The 26,674-nt window shown below is 44.2% G+C and carries 27 protein-coding genes and 1 tRNA gene; 19 read left to right on the forward strand and 9 right to left on the reverse strand.

Annotated features, from left to right (window positions below):
- Positions 1 to 68: 68 nt before the first annotated feature.
- The gene (locus Q0C15_RS03360) at positions 69 to 458 is read right to left on the reverse strand and encodes a hypothetical protein (RefSeq protein ID WP_297216143.1); all 390 of its coding nucleotides are present in this window, start codon (positions 456 to 458) and stop codon (positions 69 to 71) included.
- A gap of 490 nt (positions 459 to 948) precedes the next feature.
- Between Q0C15_RS03360 and Q0C15_RS03365 the strand changes: the two genes are divergently transcribed.
- The 8 genes from Q0C15_RS03365 (at position 949) to Q0C15_RS03400 (ending at position 8,596) form a co-directional block, all read left to right on the forward strand.
- Entirely contained in the window at positions 949 to 2,328 is a 1,380-nt protein-coding gene (locus Q0C15_RS03365) for an MFS transporter (protein ID WP_297216145.1), read from the forward strand.
- A complete protein-coding gene (locus Q0C15_RS03370) occupies positions 2,325 to 2,975 on the forward strand; it encodes a hypothetical protein (RefSeq protein WP_297216148.1) in 651 nt (216 codons plus the stop codon). Before Q0C15_RS03365 ends, Q0C15_RS03370 begins: the two co-directional genes overlap by 4 nt.
- Before the next feature lie 158 nt (positions 2,976 to 3,133).
- The gene (locus Q0C15_RS03375) at positions 3,134 to 4,210 is read left to right on the forward strand and encodes a hypothetical protein (protein ID WP_297216151.1); all 1,077 of its coding nucleotides are present in this window, start codon (positions 3,134 to 3,136) and stop codon (positions 4,208 to 4,210) included.
- A gap of 95 nt (positions 4,211 to 4,305) precedes the next feature.
- On the forward strand, positions 4,306 to 5,403 hold the full coding sequence (gene sucC / locus Q0C15_RS03380; RefSeq protein WP_297216155.1) for an ADP-forming succinate--CoA ligase subunit beta: 1,098 nt from the start codon (positions 4,306 to 4,308) through the stop codon (positions 5,401 to 5,403).
- Positions 5,404 to 6,261, forward strand: a complete 858-nt coding sequence (gene sucD, locus Q0C15_RS03385) for a succinate--CoA ligase subunit alpha (RefSeq protein WP_110642461.1) — start codon at positions 5,404 to 5,406, stop codon at positions 6,259 to 6,261.
- 2 nt (positions 6,262 to 6,263) lie between these two features.
- Positions 6,264 to 7,181 carry an ornithine carbamoyltransferase gene (gene argF, locus Q0C15_RS03390; protein WP_297216161.1) on the forward strand — a complete coding sequence of 306 codons (918 nt, stop codon included), beginning with the start codon at positions 6,264 to 6,266 and terminating at the stop codon, positions 7,179 to 7,181.
- Between the two features lie 516 nt (positions 7,182 to 7,697).
- On the forward strand, positions 7,698 to 8,003 hold the full coding sequence (locus Q0C15_RS03395) for a hypothetical protein (RefSeq protein ID WP_110642457.1): 306 nt from the start codon (positions 7,698 to 7,700) through the stop codon (positions 8,001 to 8,003).
- Positions 8,003 to 8,596: an METTL5 family protein gene (locus Q0C15_RS03400; protein WP_297216167.1), complete on the forward strand. Its 594-nt coding sequence runs from the start codon at positions 8,003 to 8,005 to the stop codon at positions 8,594 to 8,596. The genes Q0C15_RS03395 and Q0C15_RS03400 overlap by 1 nt, the downstream gene beginning before the upstream one ends.
- On the opposite strand, the gene Q0C15_RS03405 is transcribed toward Q0C15_RS03400, so the two are convergent.
- Genes Q0C15_RS03405 through Q0C15_RS03415 form a run of 3 tightly spaced genes read right to left on the reverse strand, consistent with a single transcriptional unit; the run spans position 8,584 to position 10,742 of the window.
- Positions 8,584 to 9,822 carry a dihydroorotase gene (locus Q0C15_RS03405; protein WP_297216170.1) on the reverse strand — a complete coding sequence of 413 codons (1,239 nt, stop codon included), beginning with the start codon at positions 9,820 to 9,822 and terminating at the stop codon, positions 8,584 to 8,586. The two genes, Q0C15_RS03400 and Q0C15_RS03405, sit on opposite strands and share 13 nt — an antisense overlap.
- Entirely contained in the window at positions 9,815 to 10,588 is a 774-nt protein-coding gene (purQ, locus tag Q0C15_RS03410) for a phosphoribosylformylglycinamidine synthase subunit PurQ (protein ID WP_297216172.1), read from the reverse strand. Before purQ ends, Q0C15_RS03405 begins: the two co-directional genes overlap by 8 nt.
- A 4-nt stretch (positions 10,589 to 10,592) precedes the next feature.
- Positions 10,593 to 10,742 carry a 50S ribosomal protein L40e gene (locus Q0C15_RS03415; RefSeq protein ID WP_010916525.1) on the reverse strand — a complete coding sequence of 50 codons (150 nt, stop codon included), beginning with the start codon at positions 10,740 to 10,742 and terminating at the stop codon, positions 10,593 to 10,595.
- 416 nt (positions 10,743 to 11,158) lie between these two features.
- Here Q0C15_RS03415 and Q0C15_RS03420 point away from each other — a divergent pair, with 416 nt between their 5' ends.
- Positions 11,159 to 11,680 carry a hypothetical protein gene (locus Q0C15_RS03420; protein ID WP_297216176.1) on the forward strand — a complete coding sequence of 174 codons (522 nt, stop codon included), beginning with the start codon at positions 11,159 to 11,161 and terminating at the stop codon, positions 11,678 to 11,680.
- Between the two features lie 28 nt (positions 11,681 to 11,708).
- Positions 11,709 to 12,695: an alcohol dehydrogenase catalytic domain-containing protein gene (locus Q0C15_RS03425; protein ID WP_297216177.1), complete on the forward strand. Its 987-nt coding sequence runs from the start codon at positions 11,709 to 11,711 to the stop codon at positions 12,693 to 12,695.
- Here Q0C15_RS03425 and rpe read toward each other — a convergent pair.
- The gene (gene rpe, locus Q0C15_RS03430) at positions 12,673 to 13,308 is read right to left on the reverse strand and encodes a ribulose-phosphate 3-epimerase (protein ID WP_110642445.1); all 636 of its coding nucleotides are present in this window, start codon (positions 13,306 to 13,308) and stop codon (positions 12,673 to 12,675) included. The two genes, Q0C15_RS03425 and rpe, sit on opposite strands and share 23 nt — an antisense overlap.
- A 120-nt stretch (positions 13,309 to 13,428) precedes the next feature.
- Here rpe and xerA point away from each other — a divergent pair, with 120 nt between their 5' ends.
- The gene (gene xerA, locus Q0C15_RS03435; RefSeq protein ID WP_110642443.1) at positions 13,429 to 14,280 is read left to right on the forward strand and encodes a site-specific tyrosine recombinase/integron integrase; all 852 of its coding nucleotides are present in this window, start codon (positions 13,429 to 13,431) and stop codon (positions 14,278 to 14,280) included.
- Here the strand turns inward: xerA and Q0C15_RS03440 are convergent.
- Together Q0C15_RS03440 and Q0C15_RS03445 are read right to left on the reverse strand one after the other, a co-directional pair.
- Entirely contained in the window at positions 14,277 to 15,341 is a 1,065-nt protein-coding gene (locus Q0C15_RS03440) for a polyprenyl synthetase family protein (protein ID WP_297216182.1), read from the reverse strand. The two genes, xerA and Q0C15_RS03440, sit on opposite strands and share 4 nt — an antisense overlap.
- A 162-nt stretch (positions 15,342 to 15,503) precedes the next feature.
- Positions 15,504 to 15,719, reverse strand: a complete 216-nt coding sequence (locus Q0C15_RS03445; RefSeq protein WP_110642439.1) for a hypothetical protein — start codon at positions 15,717 to 15,719, stop codon at positions 15,504 to 15,506.
- 197 nt (positions 15,720 to 15,916) lie between these two features.
- Here Q0C15_RS03445 and Q0C15_RS03450 point away from each other — a divergent pair, with 197 nt between their 5' ends.
- The 4 genes from Q0C15_RS03450 to kdpC all read left to right on the forward strand — a co-directional run bounded on the left by Q0C15_RS03450 (position 15,917) and on the right by kdpC (position 22,082).
- Complete coding sequence (locus Q0C15_RS03450; RefSeq protein ID WP_297216185.1) at positions 15,917 to 17,458, forward strand: tRNA uridine(34) 5-carboxymethylaminomethyl modification radical SAM/GNAT enzyme Elp3; 1,542 nt, start codon at positions 15,917 to 15,919, stop codon at positions 17,456 to 17,458.
- Positions 17,459 to 17,716: 258 nt separating this feature from the next.
- Entirely contained in the window at positions 17,717 to 19,474 is a 1,758-nt protein-coding gene (gene kdpA / locus Q0C15_RS03455; RefSeq protein WP_297216188.1) for a potassium-transporting ATPase subunit KdpA, read from the forward strand.
- Positions 19,475 to 19,509: 35 nt separating this feature from the next.
- Positions 19,510 to 21,468, forward strand: coding sequence for a potassium-transporting ATPase subunit KdpB (gene kdpB, locus Q0C15_RS03460; protein ID WP_367181979.1), 1,959 nt, complete (start codon positions 19,510 to 19,512; stop codon positions 21,466 to 21,468).
- A complete protein-coding gene (gene kdpC, locus Q0C15_RS03465) occupies positions 21,465 to 22,082 on the forward strand; it encodes a potassium-transporting ATPase subunit KdpC (protein ID WP_297216194.1) in 618 nt (205 codons plus the stop codon). Before kdpB ends, kdpC begins: the two co-directional genes overlap by 4 nt.
- A gap of 3 nt (positions 22,083 to 22,085) precedes the next feature.
- Here the strand turns inward: kdpC and Q0C15_RS03470 are convergent, their stop codons facing one another.
- The gene (locus Q0C15_RS03470) at positions 22,086 to 22,904 is read right to left on the reverse strand and encodes a universal stress protein (RefSeq protein WP_297216197.1); all 819 of its coding nucleotides are present in this window, start codon (positions 22,902 to 22,904) and stop codon (positions 22,086 to 22,088) included.
- Between the two features lie 198 nt (positions 22,905 to 23,102).
- Between Q0C15_RS03470 and Q0C15_RS03475 the strand changes: the two genes are divergently transcribed.
- A complete protein-coding gene (locus Q0C15_RS03475; protein WP_297216200.1) occupies positions 23,103 to 23,582 on the forward strand; it encodes a hypothetical protein in 480 nt (159 codons plus the stop codon).
- A gap of 7 nt (positions 23,583 to 23,589) precedes the next feature.
- On the opposite strand, the gene Q0C15_RS03480 is transcribed toward Q0C15_RS03475, so the two are convergent.
- Complete coding sequence (locus Q0C15_RS03480) at positions 23,590 to 24,552, reverse strand: mevalonate-3-kinase (RefSeq protein ID WP_297216203.1); 963 nt, start codon at positions 24,550 to 24,552, stop codon at positions 23,590 to 23,592.
- Between the two features lie 86 nt (positions 24,553 to 24,638).
- Here Q0C15_RS03480 and Q0C15_RS03485 point away from each other — a divergent pair, with 86 nt between their 5' ends.
- The 3 genes from Q0C15_RS03485 (at position 24,639) to Q0C15_RS03495 (ending at position 26,409) form a co-directional block, all read left to right on the forward strand.
- Entirely contained in the window at positions 24,639 to 25,622 is a 984-nt protein-coding gene (locus tag Q0C15_RS03485) for a kinase (RefSeq protein WP_297216206.1), read from the forward strand.
- 118 nt (positions 25,623 to 25,740) lie between these two features.
- Positions 25,741 to 26,325, forward strand: coding sequence for a 50S ribosomal protein L15e (locus Q0C15_RS03490; RefSeq protein ID WP_110642527.1), 585 nt, complete (start codon positions 25,741 to 25,743; stop codon positions 26,323 to 26,325).
- Between the two features lie 3 nt (positions 26,326 to 26,328).
- Positions 26,329 to 26,409: transfer RNA gene (locus tag Q0C15_RS03495), tRNA-Ser, on the forward strand.
- Positions 26,410 to 26,674 lie beyond the last annotated feature (265 nt).

The following is a 26,674-nucleotide window of genomic DNA, read 5'->3' on the forward strand; positions in this document are numbered from 1 at the left end:
CCGCTAGCCCTACCATTATTCCCATCACAATTCCATATCCCATTGCTTGTTTTTCGTTTTTATCCATTTTAGCCACCTATTGCTGGAAGACTAAAGAACACAATAACAAGGAATAAGTCGATAAAAGCAAGCCAATACCAGCTTTTCTTGTTCTTATACCAGCCATATCCAGCTCCAGCACCAATAGCTGCTGTGAGCAAAATCCACAACGGAGTTCCATCAAGTTTGTAATTGTAGAAGTTTTCAATAAGCAAAGCAAACTGCTGGTTTCCTGGAGCTACAGGTATATTCAGAACAGGAGAAACTGCTTGGATTGTCTTGTTAACTACTGATTGAACAGCAGATACTACAGTGTAGCCACCGCCACCACCACCTCCCCCTCCTCCACCACTCACATCTTCCTCCCCGACTCCTCCACCACCCTCATCGCCAGCTAAAACCAGCACACCTTCTGTCATCATCGAAGATGCCTACCTGAATGCTACCGGATCGTACGCATTCACCTTTGACCACGTCCACAAGGGATCGACCATATACATTGCATTCAAGATCGGATCCGGCATGCTTTCTGCAACGCCTGCAATTGGTCTGGAGATGTTTGAAGGGGAATAAATGCTTAAAATTATTTTATAAAATAACAACATTTTTTTGGTTAACGCATCAGAATAAGCATTGCGCCTCTATGTAAGTCTGCTGAAGGTTATTGCTGTATAAAAATTCGTGTTTTTCATCGATCTTAACTATGAAACGCATAGCTTTAATCAATACATAGGGCAAGGTTATAATTAAAATGATATTTCCATCATGAATTTTTTGATTTCCGGAGTTTAGTATTGGTTTTGGTATGTTCATTGCCGCGATTCTTTTCTATATATAAATTAGAAAGTTTATATATCTATATATATTATTTGAGCAAAGTCTATATTTTATTCATAAATCGATCTCTTGATGACAAACATTTACAGAGATCTTGATGAAAACAGATTTGGATGGTTTCATCTCAAATCGATGATAACGACGGGAATGGGTGTCTTTACAGACGGATACGACCTGTCATCGATAGGGCTTGTACTTTTCATGGTGCTGTCCTTCTACGGAATTGGCAAAAATTCGTCCAATTATGTGCTTTACATAAGCCTGCTGGCAGGTTCAGCTCTCATTGGTGCTGCAGTCGGTTCAATACTCTTTGGAGAGCTGGCAAGGAGAGGCAGAAAGAAATTCTACGGATTGGACGTTGTGATACTTGGCGTAGGAGCATTGATGCAGGCGTTTTCGCCTAACATCATATTCCTGATAGTGATCAGATTCATACTGGGGCTTGGTGTAGGGGCCGATTATGTTCTGTCTCCGATGATCATGGCCGAACACTCAAACGCAAGGGATCGCGGAAAGACTCTTGCGTTTGGATTTGGACTCATGTGGGGGTTCGGCGCCACAATGGCTGCCGTTGTATATCTTGTGCTTTCACCCATTGTTGCTTCCAGCATCCTGTGGAGAGTGGTTCTAGCAGCTGGATCGATACCAGCACTTGCCGTTGTTTATCTGAGGAGAAGGATGCCAGAGACTCCAAGATTCATAGCCAGAATAGTTGGCGATAAAGAGAGCTTCGAGGAAGAGGTGAGATATGTTGCAAAGAAAAACGTGGAGATCTCAGGCAACATAAGGGATGAGAATTCATTCATGTACTATTTCAAAAAATATTCTCGTTTTTATATAACAGCAATGATACTCTGGTTCCTGTATGATCAGATCGCTTATTCAAGCATACTCTTCGGGCCCAGTCTCATCGCATCTGGTCTTGGCATCAAACCGGATATATTTCAGTTCATAATGGAGCTGGCATTCACCATACCAGGCGGGATACTGGCCATATCGCTCATAGACCGGGCGGGACGAAAGCCGTTGCAGGTATCTGGTTTCATTCTAATGGGTGCATTCTTGCTCTCATTTGGAATACTGAAGGATTACTCAATGCTGACCACGTTTCTTGGCCTGATGCTTTACGGCATGCAGAATTTTGCAAATCAGTTTGGGCCTGGATCCATAAGCGCGTCTGGCATGCTGGGCGTTGAACTGGCTCCGACCAAGATAAGATCCCAGATACAATCATATACGGTCTCAGCCGGAAGGATCGGGGCTTCGATGTCCTCGTTCGTATTCCCCTATATGTTTCATGCATTTGGCGAGAGCTTTGCCTTCTATTATCTGACCTCGCTTGCAATAATTGCATCATTGCTGACTTTGATAGTGATACCAGAGACAAAGGGTTCGCTTGAGACAGTATCAGGCGAGATAAGGGAAATGTCAAATATAGAGGTGGCAGATTGATAAAATTGATCGCATTAGACATGGACGGCGTTATCCTGAAAAACAGGAACTCATGGGAGCTTGCGTTATCAGGGATCTATGGTGTAGGAGGTAACAGAAAATATTCATTCCAGAGCATATCAAAGCATGGAAAGAAATTCAGCGTCCCTCTCGGCCTTGACATTAAGTCTCATCTGGATCAGAGTTTCGATGTTGCTGACGTGACCTATGATTTTCAAAGAATGTCAGATTTTCTCTCCGATACAGGAATAAAATCGGTAATAATCAGTGCCGGCGTGGTGAACTTCGCCCGTAAAGTGAGCGAAATGTACCATATAGATGGTTATGTGGCGAATGATGTTATGGAGGTAGGAAGAGAACTGAAATTTGTGAAAAACGTTGATCCGGCGAGAAAGGATCTGAACCTCAAAACCTATCTCAGAAAATTCAGTGTCAAAGAGTCCGAGACAATATCCATAGGCGATTCCATTGCAGATTTTTCCATGAAGAAATGCTCATCATTTTTCATCGCCTTTAATCCTCTGGACTCGGTTCTTTCTTCCATGGCAGATTTCACCGCGTACAATTTCGCTGAGGTCATTCGCATCGTTGAGGCCATAAACGATCTGGCAAACGGTGAGAGCTATGGTTCTCCGCTCTCAGAGTGAAGCACATTGTTTTCAAAGATTGAAATATCTTTCAAGATTCTTTTTTTCATGAAAATCCGTCTCCTTGATTTTATCTGTGATAAAGTCCTGTAGGGATCTCCATTTTTCGATGCATTTCGAAAGAACATAAGTATCAGCTTAATATGCGGTAAGATAGCGTGAAGGATTCAACGAGAATAGTGTTATCAAGCATGGCCTTTTCGATGGCCTGGCTAACGATCAGCTTTGCTTTCCCACTATTAGGCGTAAAGTATTTCTTAGGTTACACAAGGATAGGCATCATAGGGATGGTTTCTAACCTTTCCTTCGCCATCGCGTCTGCTTTATACCTGAAGGCCGGTGCTTCTGTCATCAGAAGATCCCTGAGGATCATACCTCTGGTCAGTGGGTTCATAACGTTTTTCTTTGTGTTTTCTTCGGCTAACAACTTTGCATACATCATAGGTATTGTTTCAATAATCCAGGCTTTTTTCTGGATATCGATGGAGATATACCTCGGATATGCCTCTGGAACAGGAAATGCAGAAAAGTACACTGCATCATGGGGGTTTCCCATGGTGTTTGCTCCACTGGTGGCGGGTGCCATAATACAGTACATCGGCTTCAGGCCGCTGTTCATCATGGGGTTGATATTTTTCGTTGCGGCTGGGTTTCTAGCACCTACCGTAGAAGGTTACGGAACAAAGAACCATGGTGAAAAGCCATCCGTGATAATTATTCTGCCACTTGTTTTCAGCGGTATTGCCATCGGTTTCTTCTTCTATGTGATGGTGCCTTACCTTAAGCTACATGGATATTCATACGTTGATATAGCGATCATAGAGACGCTATTCGCTGGCGTTCAGGCTCTGGTGTTTTTCCTGCTAAACTTCATCAGAAAGATGCCAGTGAGGATCTATTCAATCATAACGGCAATTATGAGCGCTTTTCCCCTGATACTTGTGGTATCTCTCAGCATATATCTTATAATCCCAGTCGTCGTGATGATAGCAGTTGCCTCGGCAATCGGCTTCTCCAAGATACTCTCGTACATATCCTCGACAACGTCTCCCAATGTAGGCGTATTCTATTATGAAACATTTTATGCCATCGGGTTCTCAATCGGTTCCTCTATCGGCGGATTTCTTTTTGAGTTCGACCGGATGTTTTCATACATCATATTCATCTTACCGTTCATCTATTCTGTACTGTTTTTACCCATGATAAAGAAGAAGAGTTTTGATGCTATCTGCTGATGTATTTAAACATAGAACTTTAATCCTAGCTTTATATAAAAAGTGAATCGAAAAACGTTATTATGACATTATGCAATCACTGGTACGGTGGTATATTGAATCTTTATGAGTACATGGGGAAGGATATCTTCCGTCAGTACGGAATACCTGTACCTAACGGGTACGTAGTTTCAAGCGTAGATGAAGTCAGAAAGCTCACAAATCCTGTGGCCGTAAAGTCGCAGATTCTGCTAGGAGGAAGGGGAAAGGCCGGAGGTATAAAGTTCGCCAAGACCGATCAGGAACTTAAGGATGCGGTCAAATCACTGCTTGGAACAAAGGTGAGGAACCTCACAGTTACCAAGGTTCTCATAGAGGATATGCTCAGCATAAAGCATGAGTATTACGTTAGCATTGCGCTAAACAGGTCTGCAAGATCACCCACCCTGATCGCAAGTGCTATGGGTGGCGTCGAGATAGAAACGGTTCCGGATGAGAAGATATTTAAGAGGATAATCGATCCATCGCTCGGATACTCAGATTTCATAGGCAGAGAAGCATCTACATTTATGGGACTGAGCCCGGATCTTTCCAAACAGTTTCTGGATCTTCTGAAGAAACTTTACAACGTCTATCGTGGTGAGGATGCGGAGCTGGTGGAGATCAACCCTCTTGTGGAGACAAACGACGGAAAGCTAATAGCGGCGGATGCTAAGGTTGTCATAGACTCTGATGCGATGTTCAGGCACAGAGAGTTCGACATAAAGGATCCGGAGAAGACGCCTCTGGAGCTCAAGGCGGAGAGCAAAGGATACGCATTCGTGGAACTGGACGGGGATATCGGCGTAATTGCGAACGGCGCAGGACTCACCATGGCAACGCTGGATGCTTTGTTGCTGCACAAGGGTAGGCCAAGAAACTTCCTGGATCTGGGTGGAACTGATAATGTCGACATAGTGGTGAATGCTTTTGACCTTGTGCTAGAAGCCAAGCCCAAAGCAATTCTGGTGAATATATTTGGCGGTGTTACAAAATGTGACACCGTTGCTCAGGGAATAGTGGATGCCAAGAAAAAATTCGACATCAAGATACCCATAGTTGTTAGGTTAAGTGGCGTACATGAGGAGGAAGGTAGGCAGATATTGAAGGAAAACGGCATAGAGGCTTTTTCTGAGATGATGCCTGCAATTGAAAGGGTCACGAAGGTGTTTTAAATGGTTTTGATAGACAAGAACACAAAGGTAATAGTCCAGGGGATAACTGGACATCAGGGATCGTTTCATACGGGAGAGATGCTGAAGTTTGGGACAAAGGTTGTCGCAGGAGTCGCTCCAGGAAAGGGAGGCACGAAGTTTGCAGATAAGGTACCCATAGTGAACTCTGTGTCTGAGGCAATGCAGTATGAACCAAACGCCACAATGATATCGGTACCTGCACCATTCGTCAAGGATGCGGCATACGAGGCTATAGATAATGGTCTCAAGATAGTATACATACTCACTGAGCACGTTCCATATCAGGACGCGATGGAGATAGTCAGAGAAGCCTCACTTCGTGGTATTACTGTGCTTGGCCCGAACGGTCCAGGTATAACCGTACCATTCGAGAGCAAGATAGGCATCATGCCCAATCACATATTCAAGGAAGGCGATGTTGCGATAGCCTCCAGAAGCGGAACCCTCACGTATGAAATAGTCTATGCAGTAACCAAGGCGGGAATGGGCGAGAGCACCGTTATAGGCCTTGGCGGTGATCGCGTTGTTGGGCTTACCTTCATAGACGTTCTGAAGATGTTTGAGAAAGATGAAAAGACAAAGCGCATAGTACTGGTTGGTGAGATCGGCGGAAACAATGAGGAGCTCGCAGCAGATTACATCAAGAAGCATGTGAAGAAAAAGGTGGTGGCGTACATAGCCGGGAGAAGCGCACCACCAGGCAAGAGAATGGGACATGCAGGCGCGATAATCGAACGTGGAGTTGGTACCGCAGAATCCAAACTTAAGGCGTTTGCTGAGGCCGGAGTTAAGGTTGCCGATTATCCGCAGGACATACCGAAGCTTCTGGAGGAATAAGCATGAGCAAGAGAGATATTCTTTCTGTACTTGATATGGAGAAGGATCTCGGCGAAATAATAGACCTATCTCTTGAGCTTAAGAAGAACAGATACAGAAGCTACGATTCGCTGAAGAATAAGGTGCTCGGCCTGATTTTTGAAAAACCAAGCACAAGGACCAGAACGTCCCTAGAGGTCGCTATAGATCAGCTTGGAGGCCATGCAGTCTATCTCAATCCTTCAGAGATGCAGCTCGGGAGGGGAGAAACGATATCGGATACAGGTCATGTACTTTCCAGATTCCTGGACGCTATAGCCTACAGGGCATATGATCACAGAAACGTTGTGGAACTTGCAAGAAGCACAAGCATTCCAGTTATAAATGCGCTTGACGATGTGGAGCACCCACTCCAGATCGTTGCAGACTTCATGACAGTCAAGGAGAAGAAGGGCAGATTCACCAATCTGAAGTTTTCCTACATAGGCGATGGAAATAACATGGCAAATTCCCTGATGTTCGGCTCGGCTCTGCTTGGCACTGATATGTATGTGGCATCACCAAAGGGATACGAACCAAAGTCCGAGTTCGTTGAGAAGGCCAGAAATGTTGCAAAACAGCATGGATCCACCATAACAATAACAAACGATCCTGTAGAGGCTGCAAGAGATGCGGACATAATATACACAGACGTATGGATATCAATGGGTGAAGAATCAAAGAAGGGTGAGAAGGAGAAGGCCTTTAAGGCTTACCAGATAAATGAAAGCCTTGTATCGAATGCGAAGAGGGATTACATCTTTATGCACTGCCTTCCTGCGCATCGTGGGCTTGAGGTCACAGATGGAGTGGCAGACAGCATAAACAGCGTGATCTTTGACGAAGCCGAAAACAGGCTGCACTCAGAGAAAGGAGTTCTCTACAAACTCCTTTCATATTGATTTTTATTGGAATTTATTGGCCTGGCGAAGCTGTAAAACACTCTCTTCAGACAGAATTACGTGAACTTCTATCAACGGGAGAATTCAATAAAGAATTTGCAGATTTATGGGAATAGGCCTTGTGCGATCAAAGTAGAGGCCTTTGGAGGCATCTCCGGCTGGATAGCCGAGACTTCAGATGAATAGTCGTTGACAGAGAATAGGGACTTTGTATGAAGCAAAAAGATCACCATCTCTGGCCTAATGATACAGAAACTTGCCCAAATTGAAAAATTTTAAAGGAAAATTTCTTACTCATAAAGGACATCAATGAAGTTACTTCTTGATTTTTATTTACAGCGAACGGGCATCACACCAAGTTCACTTTAGAAACTTGATCCTTTAAAAACATTTTAACTGTATGCTATTATATATGTAATGCTGAAACACTGAAAAAAATCCATAACAATCCGGTAAAATTCCATGAAATGAAAATGTCCACAGAAATGTTTAATAGAAACCTACATATGTTTGTATATGGTCTTAGCCCGAAGGAAGGATATAAACAGCATAGTATCCGAAAGACGCCGTGAATTGCGTGACCTTCCGACGGTACTGGTTCCTGTATGGCAGATAAAGATCAGAGAGAGATTCGGTATAAACGTAGACAGAGAGATCGCAAAATACATTGTACTTGCCGCACATGAGAACGGGACATGGAAAAGGCAGAGGGCTACGCGCAAGATAGAAAGGCTCCTCATTGAAAGGGGAGAAAGCAAGGAAAACTCTGCCAGAATAGCAAAGGAAATAATCGATCTTGTTATAGGCACGCCTGAATACTGATGGGTATAAAGAGTGATCTGGAGATTTTACTTCAGAAACTTCAACCTCTCACAAATTTTAAGAACCATCTAGAGCAGTATCCAACGGATGCTTCCAATGCTGCTTATTTTTTGATCGAGATATACAACGATGGAAACATAACAGGAAAGTCTGTGATAGATGCAGGCACCGGCAACGGCATCCTGGCCTGCGGCGCAAGATTTCTCGGGGCCGGAACTGTTTCTGGATTCGACATAGATCCTGAGGCCATAGAGGTTGCCAGTAGGAACTGCGTCGACGTTAAATTCTTCGTCTCAGACGTGTCAGATGTAGTTGGAAAATACGATACCTGGATAATGAATCCGCCATTCGGATCGGTGATAAAGCACTCAGACAGATCATTCATAGACAAAGCCTTCGAAACATCCAAGTGGATTTACAGCATCGGAAATGCCAGATCCAGAGACTTTCTTAAGACAGAATTTTCAAGCCGGGGCGAGATATTCCGCGAAGAACGAATATATCTGTCAATTCCAAGGATCTACAGACACCATACATCAGATTGGATGAAGATAGAAGCAGTTATATTTGGGGTGAAGAATCATTCATTTTGAGGTTTTGGAATGAAAATCCCCATAGGATCCGAGATGTCCTCATAGTTATCGATGACCAAGTTGCCTCTCATCATCACATGCGAAGGAAATATTGCATCCATACCGTTGAACGGACTTACAGGGAATTTAGAATGCAGCCTGTTGTCGTTGATCCGTTTAACTCTGGTGAAATCCACTACCATGAAGTCTGCGTCATATCCTACAGCTATTTTGCCCTTCTTAATACCGAATAGGGATGGTGGAGTCTCTATGGCAGTTCTGTAAAAGACCTCAAATGGTACCACCTTCTTCTGAACCAGCGCCAGGAATAATGGTACCCTTGTTTCAACACCTATGATACCTGATTTGGCATATTCAAAATCACTTTTGTCATCTTCGGTGTGAGGTGCATGGTCTGAAGATAATATGTCGAATTTGCCGTCCACATAATCCTGAAGAAGCTTTTTTTGAGTCTCGCTGTCCCTGAGCGGAGGATTAACCTTGCCAATTGACCCAAGGGGCATCTCATCGTTGAGCAACAGATGATGAGGAGTCACCTCCCTCAAAAAATTGCCTTTAACATCTGATGAGGAGACATGGGCCATGATCTTTCTCTCTATCTTCAAATCACTGACGTATTTTGCAGCTTCAATCTCGCATTCTATGGGCCTTGCATTGTTGTGATCTCTCAGGTTCTTTTCTTCGATTCTGTGCGCTCTGAGGCATCGTTCTGATTCTCCGTGGAAGATGACTGTGTATCTGAGATCGTTTATCATCTTCACATCCTCATCGGTGATGGCTTCAGTCCCGGTGGAATTTGTCGAACCTCCGAGATAAACCTTAAGTCCTATGCTCCGCCTGTCTATGAGCAGCGCATTGTTTCCGGTTTCCATAGAATAGAGTGAAAAATCAGCATAGGATGTTGAATCTATAACGCCAAGCTTATCCCCGAATGCATTGTATTCGGTCACAGGTATCCTGTTGTTTGGCATGTCCATAACATAGGTTGTACCGCCATATATGGCCGAAAGTGAACCGCTGCTGAAATCCTCTTTTTCTGTCTCACCAGGTGTTCTGAAGTGCACATGTATATCGGTGGATGCGGGAAGTATTGCCCCATTAAACCTTGTTTTCGGCACATTGCCGGCGTTTTTCTTTATTTCAGCGATCTTTCCATCTGATACTATAACTTCGAGGTAGTCAAACTTGCCATTGTAATAGAAGTTCCCGCAGATGGCTCTATCCATGTCTACCACTCAGATAGGATATCAGGCTGTCGTAGAACAGCTTACCCGTAGCTATTTCCTTCATGGCATCAGTGTACATGGCCTGATATGGATAGTATATACGTTCTGGGTGCGGCATTAACCCTATTACATTTCCATGTTCATTGGTGAGCGATGCTATGGAATCTATAGAACCATTTGGGTTCCATGGGTAGTCGTCGCTTATACCAGATGGATCTGAATATTTGAACAGGATCTGATCGTTTTCATAAAGCCTTTTCAAGACTGATCGATCTGAAACTGCGATCCTGCCCTCAGCATGAGCAACAGGAACCTGAAATGATCCTTTACCACTGAACGCATCTCTAAAGATCGGATTATTTGAAACCATGGTCATGTAGGTGTAGCGACATTCAAACCTTCCCGATTTGTTATTCGTTAGCGTTATCTCTTCCCTGTTCCCTATGAGGCCAAGCTCCATGATCACCTGAAAACCATTACAAATACCAAGAAAGGGCTTGCCAGAATCAATGAAATATTTTATGTCCCTTCCTGCCACGGATGAAAGTCGTGCTGCGAATATCACTCCTGCTCTTATATAGTCACCTGCAGAGAAACCTCCAGGCACTATAAGGGCATCGTACTCACTGATGGACTTATCTCCATGCGCCAGATCGCTCACATGTACATAATCAGGATCGCCACCGCTCCTCCTGACTGAAAAAAATACCTCAGTTTCGTTATTTGTACCCTCCATGAGGAGGATCCCAACCTTTGGTGGCTTCATATCATTACTTGCCTGCGGACCTCTCCTTCTTCTTGAGCCTCAGCCCTGTATATCCACACTTCCGGCATCTTGTTGCGCGTATCGAATTCCTTGCGTAGCAGCGCATGCAAATTTTCTTATTGAGACGGCGTTCAACCGCTTCTGGAAATGCCATTAATTTCACCCTTTACATTTGATGCATCATACCTGGATCCGTACCATCGGGATTCAGCTGGCATGATTTGCCGACCGTATTGTCACATCTCATGCCCTATATGATGCAAATCTACAGTTGAATCTTAAATTCTTTGCCTCATTTCAACTATTTACTTAAACCTTATCTTGTATTGTTAACCTATTTGATAGATTATAATATGATTTATGGCCCACAGACTTATTGAGGAGAAGAAACATCAACTTTTGATTTGATCGATATGTATCCGGCATTTCAAGTATGAGAAGCTAAAATTTACGCACAGTGCGATGATCATCTTCAAGGATTAATATGGATATTCCATAAAATATCCTATAGAATTATGCGAAGATTCTGAAAATATTGTTCATTTTTTGAACATTTACAAAATTATATTTATGGAATCTACATTAAGGAGCGTGTTTATACCTGGATTAGCAGTAATTTTATTCATAATTGCCCTGATATTGATACGTACAACCATCAGAGCATTTCATGGCAGAAGATACTCAAATGTGAGGGTAGTACGTTTGCCTGCCGTATATATAATTTTATCCGTTTTCGCTGTTCTCATCAATTTTGCAGGCAGATTCTTCTATTATTCCATTCTCCTTCTCATACCGGCTGGCTATGTCTTTGGATCCAGATTTGCAGGGCAGGCACAGTTCTTTTACAGATCAGATGTTCTCTATTACAGGCGATCGCCCGTGATATTCATAATTTGGCTCTCATCTTTCTTGGCCAGGATATTCCTTCAATTCGTGCTGCCGGACAGCTTTGTCATAAATATCATTATCGACTCTGTTTTATCTTTCACGGCAGGCCTGCTCCTAGGAGAGAGCATAAACCTCATCGTGAAGAAAAGACAGATGACGGAATCCAGAGATATAAACGCAGATGTCCAGCAAAAAAATTATTGACCATCTCTGCATGTGTTTATGATCAAGCATGAAGGCAGCCATAGTTTATGAACCACTTGGAAATGAAAATCTCAAGATAGAAGACATCGAGGATCCAGAGGCCAGAAGCGGTCAGGTACTCATAGAGGTGAAGAAAGCTGGTCTGAACCCAGTTGACTACAATACCATCAATGGTAAGATCGTTTACAAGCTGAACCCGCTCCCGCATATTCCCGGTACAGAGGTGTACGGCACTGTGGCAGAGGACAGTGAAAATTTCAAAAAGGGCGAACGCGTGGTCGTCTACAATAGGGTATTCGATGGCACATGCGAACAGTGCATCTCTGGAAACGAACACCTCTGTGTTAACGGTGGTATATGGGGAGTCGTTTCAAACGGAGGTTATGCACAGAAGGTTGTTGTTCCGGAAAAGAATGTATTCAGGCTTCCACACAGCGTGAGTGATGAGATGGCTGCCAGCATAGGCGTAGCGGCCCTTACGTCCTTCAGAGCGCTCAGGCTTGGCGGATGCTCTCCTGGAAAATCAGTTCTCGTTTTCGGCGCCTCTGGAAACACTGGCATGTTTTCTGTACAGATTGCATCCATGATGGGATGTGAAGTCTACGCAGTATCCAGAAAAGACTGGATCGAGGAATTCGGAGCCACGGAGGTATTCGAGGCGGATAAGATACCTGAAAGCATGAAATTTGATGTTGTAATAAACCCCCTGGGAACGCTGTTCTGGAAGGAGTCATTGAAGCATCTGTCTGTTCGCGGATCGCTGGTGACGTTTGGCGTCTTCACAGGCCGTGAGGGCACGCTGGACATAGCCGAAATGTACACGGGCGAGAGAAGAATAATAGGATCGACTGGAGGCACCAGATTGGATCTTAGGGATCTTCTGGAGTTCATGAAAACGCATGATCTCCGCGTTAAGATAGCCAGAGAGTTCAAAATTACGGAGATGCAGGAAGCTTTGAAATTCTACAACCAGAATCATGAAGGCAGGATACTCATATCGATGAGAGGATCCTGATCCTTTCAGTTATGTTTCCACCGAATATATATGAAGCAGATACAACGATGTCAGCGCCTGCGTTCTTGACTATCCTTGCAGTGTTGTCGTTGATGCCCCCATCAACCTCTATCTTGGTTTTGAAGCCGTTCTCTTTTATATATTTTGAAGCGTCATGGATCTTATCAGATACGTCAATGAATTTCTGGCCAGAGAAACCGGGATACACCGACATTATAAGGAGAACCTGAACGTATTCTAGCAGATCCGATACCTTCTGGAATGGCGTATCTGGATTTATAACGAGCCCAGCATCAACCCCTTCATCCCTCATTCTTTTTAGAAGAGCCAGTACATTTATTGGGCTTTCATAATGCACGTAGACCAGATCACCAGCTCTTCCGAATTTCTTATAATAGAGATCCGGGCGCATCACCATTAGGTGGCTCTCTATTCTGATCCTTGAGATTCCCTTTAAGAAATCATAGAAATCTGGGCCTACTGTAATGTTTGGGACAAAGTTGCCGTCCATAACGTCTAGGTGAAATGAGAATGATCCGGCGTTTTCGCATTCTCTGACCTGATCCTGTATCTTCGAAAGCGAGGCAGCCACGATTGAAGGAGAAACAAGCATCGCATCGCCATTTTAAATGGTTATAAAAAATTTGGTATTTTCTAGGTATATGAGAACACCACATGCTAGGGATACCCAATAGGCATATCTATTAATATTCATGCGGCATATTAACCACTGATGCCTGCAGAATCCGGAGAATATCTGGCTAAATTCGTTGAATACATGACAGGTGAGAGAAAGAGCAGATACACCATAAAGGAGTACCGGTTTCTTGTGGGTCAGTTCCTAGAATTCATGAGGAAAGATCCTTCAGAGGTTACGCCAATGGATATCGAGAGATACAAGAACTATCTGGCGGTTAAGTTGAAGTATTCAAAGACAAGCCAGTATCTTGCCATAAAGGCGGTGAAATTATTCTATAAATCTCTGGATCTGAAGATTCCAGTGAATCTGACGCCCCCGAAGAGGCCTATGCATATCCCTGTATATCTAACGGAGGATGAAGCGAAACGCCTCATAGATGAGTCAAAGGCGGATCGTAGGATGCATGCGATAGTCTCGGTTCTTGCCTATACTGGCATAAGGGTTGGCGAATTGTGCAATCTTAGAATAAGCGATGTGGATCTTCAGGAGGCCGTCATAAACGTCAGATCTGGTAAAGGTGATAAGGACAGAATCGTGATAATGTCAGAGGAGTGCGTCAAGGCGCTAAGTGAATATCTAGATGAAAGGCTATCCATGGAAAGCGCTGATGACTATCTATTCATAAGCAATAAGCATGTAAAATACGATACGTCCACCATAGAGCGAATGATAAGGCGTCTTGGAAAGCAGGCAGGAATACAGAAAAATGTGACACCGCATGTGCTCAGGCACACATTCGCCACCTCAGTCCTAAGGAACGGCGGCGATATAAGGTTCATACAGCAGATACTGGGGCATGCAAGCGTGGCCACAACTCAGATATACACGCATCTTAACGACTCCGCCCTTAGGGAGATGTATACAAGACACAGGCCACGGTATTAGTAATCCCTTGATATGAGATAGCCCGATAGCCACTCCAGATAGGTTTTAACGTTATTGTTCCCCCTTATCCTTCCGAGGTATTCCTTTGACTTGGCCACAAGGTTGTCCATCAACTTGACAGAATAATCATAGGATCCACTGTTCATGACGATACTCCTTATTCTATTGAATTCCTCCGGAGTCACGTTTCCCCTCCTCAGAATACGATCTATGAACTCGGCGTCCTTTCTGTCGGAGTACTCCATGGCCTTTATCATCAGCAGCGTTCGTTTCCCCTCATTCACATCGCTGTATATCGATTTGCCTGTAGTGTTTTCATCACCGAAGAGACCGAGTATGTCGTCCTTCAGCTGAAAGGCTATTCCAAGGGTCCTTCCAAACAGTCTGAGATCCATGATCTGGTCGTGCTTACCGCTCAACAGCGCACCCATAGCAAGTGGTCCTTCAAGAGTATATTTAGCTGTCTTCCAGAGGTGCAGTCTTATGAGGTCGCCCTCCTTAAAGTCGTCCATGGTTCCAGAGATAACATCGAGAAACTGCCCATAGCCTGTCATCTCTATCGTCTTGGTCAGTTCCATGTCGGCCATGAGAAGCAGTTCAGGATCAAACCCGGACGTGATGAGGCTCTCATGGGCATAACTCTCGGCCAGATCTCCAGCAACTATAGCGAGACCTTCACCCAGCTTCTTTCCCTTTTCAGATGCAGGGAAGAATGATCTCCAGAGCCTTATATGCATGCTGGGTCTGCCTCTCCTGAGGTCGCTGTCATCGATCACATCGTCATGTATCAAAAGATAGGACTGTGCAAGCTCTATCGATATGGAGGCATCGAATATGGCATCATTTTCATCGGAGAATAACCTATAGCCAAGTATAAGGAATATGGGCCTGAGCCTCTTTCCACCGCCCTCGGTGTAATCTCTTATCATCCTTATGACTCTGCGTGAAAGTTCGTCCTTTGTCTCCGCTTCTTTCCTGTCGAAGAACCTTGATATCCTTTCATCTATCCTTGCCTTGTAGTTGTTTATGGTCTCATGCGGATCCTCGGTTTCTATCTGCATTTTCGTGAGTATAGCGCGTTATGTTAAAAATGTTTTTCATAAGTTCTGGAATCCGAGGAGTAGATATAGAAATGATCATAAAAAACGGCTCATGATCGATATCCGGCGGATACATTCAGAACGTTTGTTAATAAAAGTGTGCATTATAAATGAGTTATGAGATCAGTTTTCAGGATCATGATGGCCTGGACTTCTTCCTCGCAGAACGAATAAGAACCACATGGCTATGAGAAGAAATACGAGTCCAGATGTGTATCCAAGGTTAAAATAGGTGCCTCCACCAACTGGGATTTTGAGATACCCTACGCTGTTCAATATCCATAGTACAAGAGTTAAAAGGATCAAAGCTTCTGGGGTTCTCACCCAATTGTCTGACATGTGATCATCAGAATATATGACATAAGATGTTAATTAATTTTTCTAAAATATATGATCCTCAAAAATTTTTGATCTTATATCATTATTTCTATTCGATTACATCTGACCATGGTGTGTCATTATTCGACGTAATTTGATTCCATCATACAGACATGAAATATAGAAAACAATAACTATCCATATTGAATAAGCCAATCATGGGTTTCTTCGAGGAGATGAGATCTGTCCTTCTTTCTGGGCAGATCAGCGATAAGGATGAGCTTGAGGACGTCAAACTGAAGCTCTCAAAAAAATACGGCTTGGACTATATTCCAAGCGATGTAGAGATCCTGAATTCATCAAGCTTCGACGATAATGTGAAGAGAATCCTCAGGAGAAAACCCACTCGAACCATATCGGGAGTGGCAGTGGTTGCGGCTATGACCTCACCAGAAAGATGTCCCCATGGCAAATGCATATTCTGTCCAGGTGGAATAGACAATAACTCTCCTCAATCCTATACAGGATATGAACCTGCGGCGCTAAGAGGAAGAAACAACGCATATGACCCGTATATGGAGACGTTCAGCAGGATAAAACAGCTTGAGACCATAGGACATGACACATCGAAGATAGACCTCATAATAATGGGAGGAACGTTCACGGCAAGAGATACAGAATACCAGAGGGGTTTTGTGAAGGGCTGTCTGGACGCCATGAATGGAGTTATAGGAAATAACCTAGATGAATCCATAAGGATAAACGAGACCAGCAGGCACAGGTGCATAGGTCTCACGGTTGAGACTAAGCCGGACTGGTTCTTCGAGCGTGAAATAGATCTGGCACTTAGCTATGGGACAACGAAGGTGGAGCTCGGCGTCCAGAACATAAATGACAATGTACTGGCGATGAACAATAGAGGGCACACCGTGAATGATATAGCAAGATCCACTCAGCTGGCCAGGGATGCCGGTCTGAAGATAGTGTATCATATAATGCCAGGTATGTACGGATCGAATCCAGATCTTGATCTGAAATCTTTTGAACTGATGATAGGCGATCCAAGATTCAGGCCTGACATGCTGAAGATATATCCAACGCTGGTCACAAAGGGTACCGGTCTGTACAACTTGTGGAAGAACGGCAGATACAGGCCATACACGACAAATGAGACTGTTGAGCTTATAGTGGAATTCATGCGAAGGATGCCAGAGTGGATAAGGGTACAGAGAATACAGCGTGATATACCGGTGCAGTTTATAGTGGCTGGTGTAAAGAGATCGGATATAAGGAACCTGATAGAGAAGAGAATGAAGGATGAGGGTATTGAAACCGGCGAAATCAGGTTCAGAGAGATAGGCCACCACAACGCTAAGAATGAAGCCATCAATCTGAAGGTAGAACGCTATGACGCAGGTGGCGGAAGGGAATACTTCATATCCTATGTCACTGAGAGCAACAGGATCGTTGGTTTCGTTCGCCTAAGGATACCTTCAGATAAAGCACACAGGCAGGAAGTAAGCGGTTCAAGCATCATACGTGAGCTAAAGGTGTTCGGATACGAGGTGCCGGTGGGAAAGCACGAGGAAGACGAGTGGCAGCATCGTGGATTTGGAACAGGTCTTGTTCAGGAAGCTGAAAGAATCACTTTGGAAGAAGGCTTGCATCGCATCTTGGTCATATCCGGCATAGGGGTCAGGGAGTATTTCAGAAAGAGAGGTTATGAGGATCTTGGACCATATGTTGCCAAGAGAATCTAGAATATTAAGAAGAAAAGCATCAAAATTTTTGTGAAGCAATCTTCTCAAATTTCGAAAATTCGAAAGATTCTATGTTAGTAAAGCATCGTTCTGATTCATTTGGTACTTGATCTTTTAGAAACTCAAATGCACATAGTAAATTATTAATATGTTTATAGAATTAAACTGAAAAATGGAAGCCTCAATCGTATTGCTTTCAGTATTGGTTCTCATCATGGCAATATATCTGATCTACACAATATTAGAGGCAGAAAAAATATGAATTTGATTGAATATGAAGCTTACTTCTGGGCAAAATTCTTTGTCGCCGAAAGAGCTGTGTCAGGTGTCATTATAATACTTATATATCTTCTCATAGCCTCGCTGCTTGCCTACATCCTCTCATTCCACATAGCAAGAATATACTCTGATCAGAAAAACGTGTTCTCCAAGATAACTGGAGGGACGATCGGCTTCTTTGAAAGAATCATAGGCGAATCGCCTGAACATTCTATGGATTTCAAGGAATATTTTCTCAACCTTCTTCTTTTCAATTTCTTTGCAGGTCTCATATCTTTTCTTGTTATAATGTTTCAGCATTATCTGCCATTCTCTTATGACTCCCTCGGTATGTCGCCTTCGCTGGATTTCAACACGGTCGTGAGTTTTCTCACGAATACAAATTTGCAACATTATTCAAATCCTATGCGATTATCATACTTTAGTCAGACTTTCGTCATTACGGGTCTGATGTTTCTATCCGCGGGAACGGGATTCGCAGCCTCAATGGCATTCGTCAGAGGCATTAGAACGGACACAGGGAAGATAGGCAACTTCTATCATGACTTCCTTGTATCAATTTTTGACCTAATCCTCCCGCTGACCATCATAGTCACCGTTATACTTATCCTGGCGGGCGTACCGGAAACCATGCAGAGATACATAACCGTGAATGCGTTTATCACAAACAAGGTATACAACATACCGCTGGGCCCAGTCGCCACGCTTGAGGCGATAAAAAATATCGGCACCAATGGCGGTGGTTTTTATGGTGCGAACGCTGCATTTCCATTTGAGAATCCAGACTGGTTCACGAATCTTGTGGAATTCGTATCATTCGTCATCATACCTCTGGCATCGCTTCTCTCCCTCGGTATAGTGTTCGGTGATCGGAAATTCGGTCAGATGCTATACTGGGTCATAATGTTCTTCTTCATATTTCAGGGGCTGTTTTCATTCTTTGGAGAATTTGTCGGAGTGCCATTCCTCCATATAGGATACTACACGGGCAATATGGTTGGTAAGGAGACGGCTATAGGCATATCGCAGAGCACGATATTCGCCGTAGGTGCGACGATCACATCCACAGGTGCATCAAATGCAGCACTGGTTTCATACACACCGGCAGGTATAATCGGCGTACTCATAGGTCTTCTCTTGAACGATCCTCTTGGAGGCGTTGGTACAGGCGTTCTCAACATATTCATGTATATAATTTTCACAGTTTTCATAGCTTCGCTGATGGTCGGTAAGCTTCCAGAGCTTATGAGCCTCAGAATAGGATCAAAGGAGATCAAGTATTCGACCCTGTCGCTCATAACACATCCGCTGCTTGTAGTCATACCGCTAGGAATAACACTGATGATCCCCCACCTGATGTCAACATTTGTGAATCCATACTCCTCAAGGATAACGGAGCTGCTCTACGAGTTCGCAACTTCGGCTTCGAACAATGGCTCAGAGATGGGTGGCTTCGACACAAATCAGCCGTTTTTCAACTACATTGATGGCGTGCTCATGCTGCTTGGGCGATATCTGCTGATCGCTTTCCAGCTCGCAATAGCCCAATCTTTCTCTGTGAAAAAGGCCAAGGCCCAGTATTATAGATCCATAAACACCAGCAACTGGATATTCGGCATTCTGCTCATAGCGGCCATGGTTCTCATAGGGCTTTTGTCCTATTTCCCAATTATTGTGCTTGGGCCACTGCTCTCATGGGCCCATGATTTCAATCTGATGCTGGGGGCGATGATTTGAATCTTGGGAAAATTTACGAAGAGTTCATACTCACAATGAAAAATATGCGACCGGACATCATAATACACAATCCGGTTATGTTTCTAACAGAGGTATCTCTCTTCGTTTCAGTATTCGTGTACGTATTTCCAGGATTCTTTGGAGTACCTTCTTCAGCAACCTACATGCAGTTCTATCTTGCGGTGGTTATACTACTGTTTCTCACGGTGTTCTTTTCCAGCATGAGCACCGCCATATCCGAGGGCAAGAGCAAAGCCATAACGGATTCGCTGAAGAAGTTCAAAACAGAGGTCAAGGCGCATGTAGTCAAGGACGGCAATATAGTGGATGTGAAGTCGACAGACCTCAGAAAGGGAGATATAATAGTAGTTTACAGGGATGAAATAATACCAATTGATGGAGAGATAGTTGAGGGTTCAGGCTACGTTGACGAATCAAATGTGACTGGAGAATCAAGATCCGTAATGAAGGTTCTTGGCGATACCGTCACAGGATCCACGAGGCTTGTCACGGATAAGATTAAGATAAGGGCTACCGCAGATCCGGGAAGCACCTTCATAGATAAGATGATAGATCTTGTCAACAGGGCAACACGGGAGCGTACGCCAAATGAGATAGCGCTCACCGTTTTTCTTTCAGGCCTGACGCTGATATTCCTTATAATAACTGCGTCAATATTCTCGATCTCTCATTACTATGGCAGGACAGCAAACATCATGATGCTGATCGTTCTCCTTATAGCGTTGATTCCCACCACCATAGGCGCACTCCTGCCCGCCATAGGAATAGCCGCTATAAATAAGGTATCGCAGTACAATATAATAGCCAAGAGCGGAAGAGCCATTGAAAATGCTGGAGATATAGATACCATAATACTGGACAAGACGGGAACAATAACCATAGGCGAACGCAAGGCCGTAAAGATGTATCCCAATAAGGGTGTGGATGAGATGGAGTTCTACAGGCTCTGTGCCATGGCCTCATATTACGATCAGACCAAGGAGGGCATATCAATAATGGCTCTTGCCAAGATGAACGGTGTTAATCTGACGGAGGAAGACCTGAAAGGCTATTCCTTCATCCCGTTCTCGTCCGAGACCAAATACAGTGGGTTGGAATCGGACAATGACTATATAATAAAGGGTTCGCTCCGTGCCCTGAAGGAAAAGTTCCACGTTGCTGATGAATTCATAGAGGCTCTGTGCAAGGAGATATCCATGAGGGGAGGCACAGCAATTCCTGTTGTGCACAATGGCCGTTTCGCTGGTGTTATAGAGCTTCAGGATCTTATCAAGCCCGGCATAAAGGAGAGGATATCGGAAATAAGGAATATGGACATAAAGACCGTGATGTGCACAGGTGATGATGAGGTTACGGCTCAGTATATCTCCACCCAGGTCGGCCTTGACGAATACATAGCTAATTCCAAGCCTATAGACAAGTACAATTTGGTCATAAGGGAGAAGGAAAGGCAGAGGATGGTGGCCATGGTTGGAGATGGAACTAATGATGCTCCGGCATTAGCCAAGGCTGATGTTGGGCTTGCCATGAATAACGGAACACAGGCCGCCAAGGAGGCAGCAAACATGATCGATCTGGACAGCAACCCAACGAAGCTCATGGACGTGATATTCCTTGGCAAACAGATACTGATAACCAGGGGCGCGCTTACCACATTCAGCATAGCAAACGACGTCTCAAAATACTTCGTGATAATCCCGGCCATATTCTATATGTTCCCAAGCCTGTCGCTAGTTAACATACTCGATCTTACAAATCCGATACTGGCCGTAACGTCGGCGCTGATTTTCAACACAATAATAATAGTATTTCTGATACCTCTTGCACTGGGCGGTGTCAGATATAAGCCTACATCCATAACAGATCTTCTGAAGAGGAATATACTCATATACGGTCTTGGCGGGATTGTTGTGCCGTTCATAGCGATAAAATTGATCTATATGACTCTGGTTGCGTTGGGGGTGATGTGGTGAAGTCATATGTAAAGGCGCTGGTATTTGCAGTTCTCTTCCTCTTCATACTAGGGTTTGTGTATCCTACGGTTACTTCCCTCATTACTGAACATACGCTCCCGTTCCAGTCTGAAGGGCAGCCAGTGAAGATAGACGGTCACATATACGGGAGCTATCTCCTCGCAGAGGCCTTCAATTCCTCCTTCTTTTTCCAGCCGAGGCCGTCTGCAATAGACTACAATCTGAGTGAATCAGGCGCTTATGACTATTCGCTGGGAAATCCGCAGATGCTCAACCTGACGGAAAAGTATCTCCATCAGTTCATGAAGGAGAACCCAGGAGTTAACATAAGCGAGATACCATACGCCATGATATCGTACTCCGGATCCGGGCTTGATCCGGATATACCCCTGCAGGGTGCAATCATACAGATACCAAGAATAAGTATAGCGCTGCACAATATAACCAATCTTTCGGTCAAGTATCTTTATTCCTATCTGCATTCTATGGTTAACAGGAGCAAGGTTCAGAACTTTCCGTTTTTCGGTTCTTACTATGTGAACGTGGTTAGGCTGAATGTCAACATCATAGAATTCCTCCTGCACGATGGCTATATAAAGCAATCACAGATCTGATCATCATTTTTTGAAGAGTATGCTGTCGAACTCTCCCGTTTTCATGAGATCCTTTATCTCACTGCTGACTCTTATCTTTCCGTTCGGTCCAGCCCTTACTCCCAGTATCAGTGCGTCAGCCTCGGAGTTTGATGCTTCAGTGAGTATTGATTCCTTCAGATCGCTGCTTGTGCCTCCTTTTTTCATTGTTATGTTCCCACCGAAGTTCTCCACGATCTCATTCATATAATCGAAGATATAGCTGAACTTGTGAGTTGGATTCTGATCGAATGCCCTTAGGTCGGAGAATATGACCTTTGCCCCGGTAACCTTCTTCAGGAAAAGTCCGAAGGCCACAGATCCACGTGTGTTGACGGATTCGCTTAGGGGAATGTATATCGTCTTGTATGGGAAATTCTGCGTCTTGACGGACACCAGTGCCGTTGGTATGTTCGATCTCTTTATCACATAGTTAGATACAGGCCCAGACGTTATTCGTGTTATTATGGATCTCTTCTCAGAGGCGATGATGACCATATCGTAGGAATGCCTGTTCAGTTCCTCAACTAAGGCAGATTTCACGTCTGAACTTGTCAGAATCTTCGGTATCACCTTTATGTTGTTGTTCAACCCTTCTTTATAGGCATTTGTAACCACAGTTATCTTATTGGTCCACATCATGTCCTTTGCCTGATCCCTGACCGTTATGGCTGTTATCTCAGAACCCATCGCACTTGCAAAGGAGAAAGCAATATGCAGGACCCTCCTGGAACTTCTCCCCTCGGCCATCGGTACAGCGATCCTCTCGAATTTCAGCAGGTAAGGTCTGGGAATCTCGAACATTACTACTAATACGAGTGCATGATATATAATCTTTTTGGAATTTTATGGATAAGGTTGTTTTAATAATTCAAGGATGTATATTTAAAATATACCTGAAATATTGGATTGAGAATAAAAAATTTATTTGAGCAGATAAAATTTACATTGAGATTGGTTCTCATGTAAAACTATAAATTTGATATTATGTATTATGTACAGTTGCAGATACATACACTCACTATAAGGCATGGGAGATCAGATGCGGAAGCAGTCAGAAGCATTCTCGGTTCGGATCAGGTTTTCGTGATAGACTACGATGCGATAGATCACCATGTGATAAATACGGCAGAATACACATATCTTTCACACATGTTCGACATCGTTGTTTTGAACATGTCTGAGAGGATCAACGACGTGATCGATACAATAATGGCCGGTGCGCTTCTGGTGGTCATAGATCCGGGTGTGCCAGGAAAGAGGCTTCGTGAATTCTTTGAAGTGACGGAGAACATTGTTATGCCGTATACAGACAATGAATCATGCAGGACATTCTCTGATCTTGGCGGTCAGTATTTTTTCACAGACAGAGAGGTGCAATATCCGTTCAGGTCTGCCTACACAACTGCGGAGATCCCCGGCGATAAATACATCAAGGTGATGGATTTCCCCAATGATCTGTCTGAAATGATATTCGGATGATGCAGCTTCACTCAGGCCTTCTGCTCCATGCACCGCCAGCCACTCGGAGGAGTTTTTTCTTTGATCCGAAGGTGTTCTCCAGCGCCATCAACTTTTCCACATTTTCATTTTCCACCGCAACATAGACATTGCTGCCCCCTGTGACTATATACGAATTCCAGTACTCCTTTTTGAGAATTTTCAGATAGTTTATCAGCTTCTGCATATTTTCTCTTATGACGTTGACGCCAACCTCGCGGAGTATGGAATGGTATTCCTCGGTATCTTCCTGCGCCAGATCAAATATACCCTTGATATCGCCTGTTTTTGCATATTCCTTCATCATGTGCGCATGTTCGTCTGCGTGCTTTCTTCGTGCATCGTAGCGATCGCTCTTCACTATATTCTGGTGAATGACGTCAGAGGGATTTCTCTGATAATCAAATGCAAAGGCCACAATGGAATACCCAGAAAATGCTTCGTTTCCAAGTATTTTTTCTGTGTACGCATGATATCCATCGCTCCAGGTTATGGTGAACCCTCCAAAAAGACTTCTTCCAGCACTTTCTGACACCACGCGGAGATCATTTTCAACGTCATGAGGGTCGAGATCCGGCTTCAAACCCATTATAGCAGCGCCGATTGAGGCTGCACCGGCATCAGAGCTGCCGCTCAGGATACCGAAGTTGTTGGAAGAATAAGATACGATCTTCGATCCAAATGCGCCTTCAAAGACGTCTGAATATCTTTCAAGCACACGTCTTACGGATCTGTTTTCATCCGTTGATTCAACTCCGTTGAAGAATATGTGCATGCTTTCATCTCGGTATATTTTGGTCTCAGACCTTATGGATCCGCATGAATCGCTGTAGGCGATTCCAGCGGATGTGTGCAGTGGCGTTCTTGTCAAAGGGTTTGCTATTCCACCTAGCAGAACAACACCAATCGTTGGATATGCAGTCGATCCTATTGATCTGTATGCCATCATCATACAGGCAACTTTTACCGGTTATTCTTTTTTGCGGAAGGTCAGCTGATCCGGCAAGAGTTTAATAATCCGGATTTGAATTATCTGGGGTGTATATCTCATACAGCCCTCTTCGCATAACGTTCGGCGGCGGCGGCACTGACGTTGAGCCATTTCTATCAAAATACGGTGGTGCTGTTGTCAACGCAACCATAGATAGAGGAGTATCCGTTCGTTATATAGAGGACGAGTACCAGCTAGAATTATCTTCAAGGGATTTCGTGAGAAGCTATATAGTGAACATGCACGGACCAGTGAGCGTCACAAAGATGATGGCAGACTTCCTGAGCGATTCAGGTATACGTACAGGCCGTGTGATAATGTCCGGCGATGCTCCTCCCGGATCCGGTCTTGGATCCTCCAGCGCGGCAGTGTCGGCGCTCATGAATCTTGTTAATACCATAACCGGAAGAAACGTGGACAGGGCGGCGCTGGCTGAGGAATCTTATAGACTTGAAAGGGATCATTTCCATGTTCTTCTTGGGAAGCAGGATCCCTATGCCATAGCTTTTGGCGGCTTCAAGTACATGGAATTTGACCATGACGGAATGAAGAGGGAGGACCTGGGCCGTTATGATGATTTCACAAGAGAACTGGAGCGGAGAATACTTCTGGTTTACACTGGAAAAACAAGGCAGAGCTCAGAGGTTTTGATGGAGCAGGTTAAAGCGTCCGAGATGGGTGACGAGGAAACGGACAGGAAACTCCTCGAGATGAAAGATGTGGCAAGGAAGCTGAGGGATTCTGTGGTCAACAATGATATGGGAGAGTTTGCCCATCAGATAAATAGGGGGTGGGAGATAAAGAAATCTTTGGGTTCCAGGATAACAAACGATCGTATCGAGAGGATCATAGGCATGGCGCTCTCTGGTGGAGCGCAGGCGGCAAGGCTTATGGGCGGAGGATCTCAGGGGTTTGTCCTGGTCATGTGCAGGCCGGAAAATCTTAACAGTCTTCAGAAGAGACTCATGAGAATATCAAATTTCGTGGTCAGAACATCATTTGACATATCAGGCACAAGGATGATACGTTGAGATCGGATATTATACAATCCGGTTATGAATTGGTTTGGCTGGATGCCAACAAACATGGGCAAACTTATATAATGCCGGATTGATTAGGGGTAAAGTCAAGGGGAATTCAATGTCATCCATTGGTCTATATCAGGCTGTACGTAACGAATGGAAAAGTTTAAAGAAATCCGAGATCTACGATTTAGAGAAAAAGAGGATGATAGAGTGGAGGCATGGTCCGGCCATAGTAAGAGTGGATCATCCGACACGTGTTGACCGGGCCAGATCGCTTGGATACAAGAGCAAGGATGGATTCATAGTTGTCAGATCACGCGTTAGGCGTGGTGGAAGCAACAGAGAAAAGATAATGGGCGGCAGAAGACCAAGACGATTAGCCTACAACAAGCTCACGAGGAAGAAGAGCCTCAAGCTGATAGCAGAGGAGAGAGCAGCGGACAAATACCCAAATATGGAAGTCCTCAATTCCTATTATGTCGGTGAGGATGGACTTTACAAATACTTTGAAGTCATACTCGTCGATAGATCCCATCCCAACGTGTATAACGACATGCACATATCATGGATATCTGAGCCACAGAACAAGGGCCGTGTTTATAGGGGGCTTACCTCTGCTGGTTACAAGGTAAGAGGTCTCAGGACTGGTAGGAAGGGTTCCAGCAAGAGCAGGCCTTCCATAAGGTCAAACGGCAGGTTAAGAAGATAATTTGCCGCGGTGGCCCAGCGGTACGGCGCCAGCCTTGAGAGCTGGTTCCCTTGTGGATCGGGAGTTCGAATCTCCCCCGCGGCGCTTTATATTTTAATTATTCCGATCAAGAAGATAAATTTCAATTGCTGTTTCAATGCGATATGGATATGCGCTTTTAAAGAGGAGTTACGAGCTTGCTGGAAGCTGTAAGTCCCAACAGCTTCAGCCATGCGATGTACAGCGCCTCTGATTGAAATATTTATATGCATTATATAATATTTATAAGCGATTATAAAGGTATGGAGGTGCAATCCGAAAATACCTTCGTGGATATTACAATACAACGTTTGCCCTGAGTATATCCGTA

Origin of the sequence: Thermoplasma sp. (assembly GCF_023256435.1) — an archaeon.
Classification (GTDB): Archaea; Thermoplasmatota; Thermoplasmata; order Thermoplasmatales; family Thermoplasmataceae; genus Thermoplasma.

Bases quoted from the DNA above. Each gene is read 5' to 3' on its own strand.
- Q0C15_RS03360 (WP_297216143.1), bottom strand. From the start codon at position 458: ATGACAGAAGGTGTGCTGGTTTTAGCTGGCGATGAGGGTGGTGGAGGA.
- Q0C15_RS03365 (WP_297216145.1), top strand. From the start codon at position 949: ATGACAAACATTTACAGAGATCTTGATGAAAACAGATTTGGATGGTTT.
- sucD (WP_110642461.1), top strand. From the start codon at position 5,404: ATGGTTTTGATAGACAAGAACACAAAGGTAATAGTCCAGGGGATAACT.
- argF (WP_297216161.1), top strand. From the start codon at position 6,264: ATGAGCAAGAGAGATATTCTTTCTGTACTTGATATGGAGAAGGATCTC.
- Q0C15_RS03395 (WP_110642457.1), top strand. From the start codon at position 7,698: ATGGTCTTAGCCCGAAGGAAGGATATAAACAGCATAGTATCCGAAAGA.
- Q0C15_RS03400 (WP_297216167.1), top strand. From the start codon at position 8,003: ATGGGTATAAAGAGTGATCTGGAGATTTTACTTCAGAAACTTCAACCT.
- Q0C15_RS03405 (WP_297216170.1), bottom strand. From the start codon at position 9,822: ATGGATAGAGCCATCTGCGGGAACTTCTATTACAATGGCAAGTTTGAC.
- purQ (WP_297216172.1), bottom strand. From the start codon at position 10,588: ATGAAGCCACCAAAGGTTGGGATCCTCCTCATGGAGGGTACAAATAAC.
- Q0C15_RS03415 (WP_010916525.1), bottom strand. From the start codon at position 10,742: ATGGCATTTCCAGAAGCGGTTGAACGCCGTCTCAATAAGAAAATTTGC.
- Q0C15_RS03420 (WP_297216176.1), top strand. From the start codon at position 11,159: ATGGAATCTACATTAAGGAGCGTGTTTATACCTGGATTAGCAGTAATT.
- Q0C15_RS03425 (WP_297216177.1), top strand. From the start codon at position 11,709: ATGAAGGCAGCCATAGTTTATGAACCACTTGGAAATGAAAATCTCAAG.
- rpe (WP_110642445.1), bottom strand. From the start codon at position 13,308: ATGCTTGTTTCTCCTTCAATCGTGGCTGCCTCGCTTTCGAAGATACAG.
- xerA (WP_110642443.1), top strand. From the start codon at position 13,429: ATGCCTGCAGAATCCGGAGAATATCTGGCTAAATTCGTTGAATACATG.
- Q0C15_RS03440 (WP_297216182.1), bottom strand. From the start codon at position 15,341: ATGCAGATAGAAACCGAGGATCCGCATGAGACCATAAACAACTACAAG.
- Q0C15_RS03445 (WP_110642439.1), bottom strand. From the start codon at position 15,719: ATGTCAGACAATTGGGTGAGAACCCCAGAAGCTTTGATCCTTTTAACT.
- Q0C15_RS03450 (WP_297216185.1), top strand. From the start codon at position 15,917: ATGGGTTTCTTCGAGGAGATGAGATCTGTCCTTCTTTCTGGGCAGATC.
- kdpA (WP_297216188.1), top strand. From the start codon at position 17,717: ATGAATTTGATTGAATATGAAGCTTACTTCTGGGCAAAATTCTTTGTC.
- kdpB (WP_367181979.1), top strand. From the start codon at position 19,510: ATGAAAAATATGCGACCGGACATCATAATACACAATCCGGTTATGTTT.
- Q0C15_RS03470 (WP_297216197.1), bottom strand. From the start codon at position 22,904: ATGTTCGAGATTCCCAGACCTTACCTGCTGAAATTCGAGAGGATCGCT.
- Q0C15_RS03480 (WP_297216203.1), bottom strand. From the start codon at position 24,552: ATGATGATGGCATACAGATCAATAGGATCGACTGCATATCCAACGATT.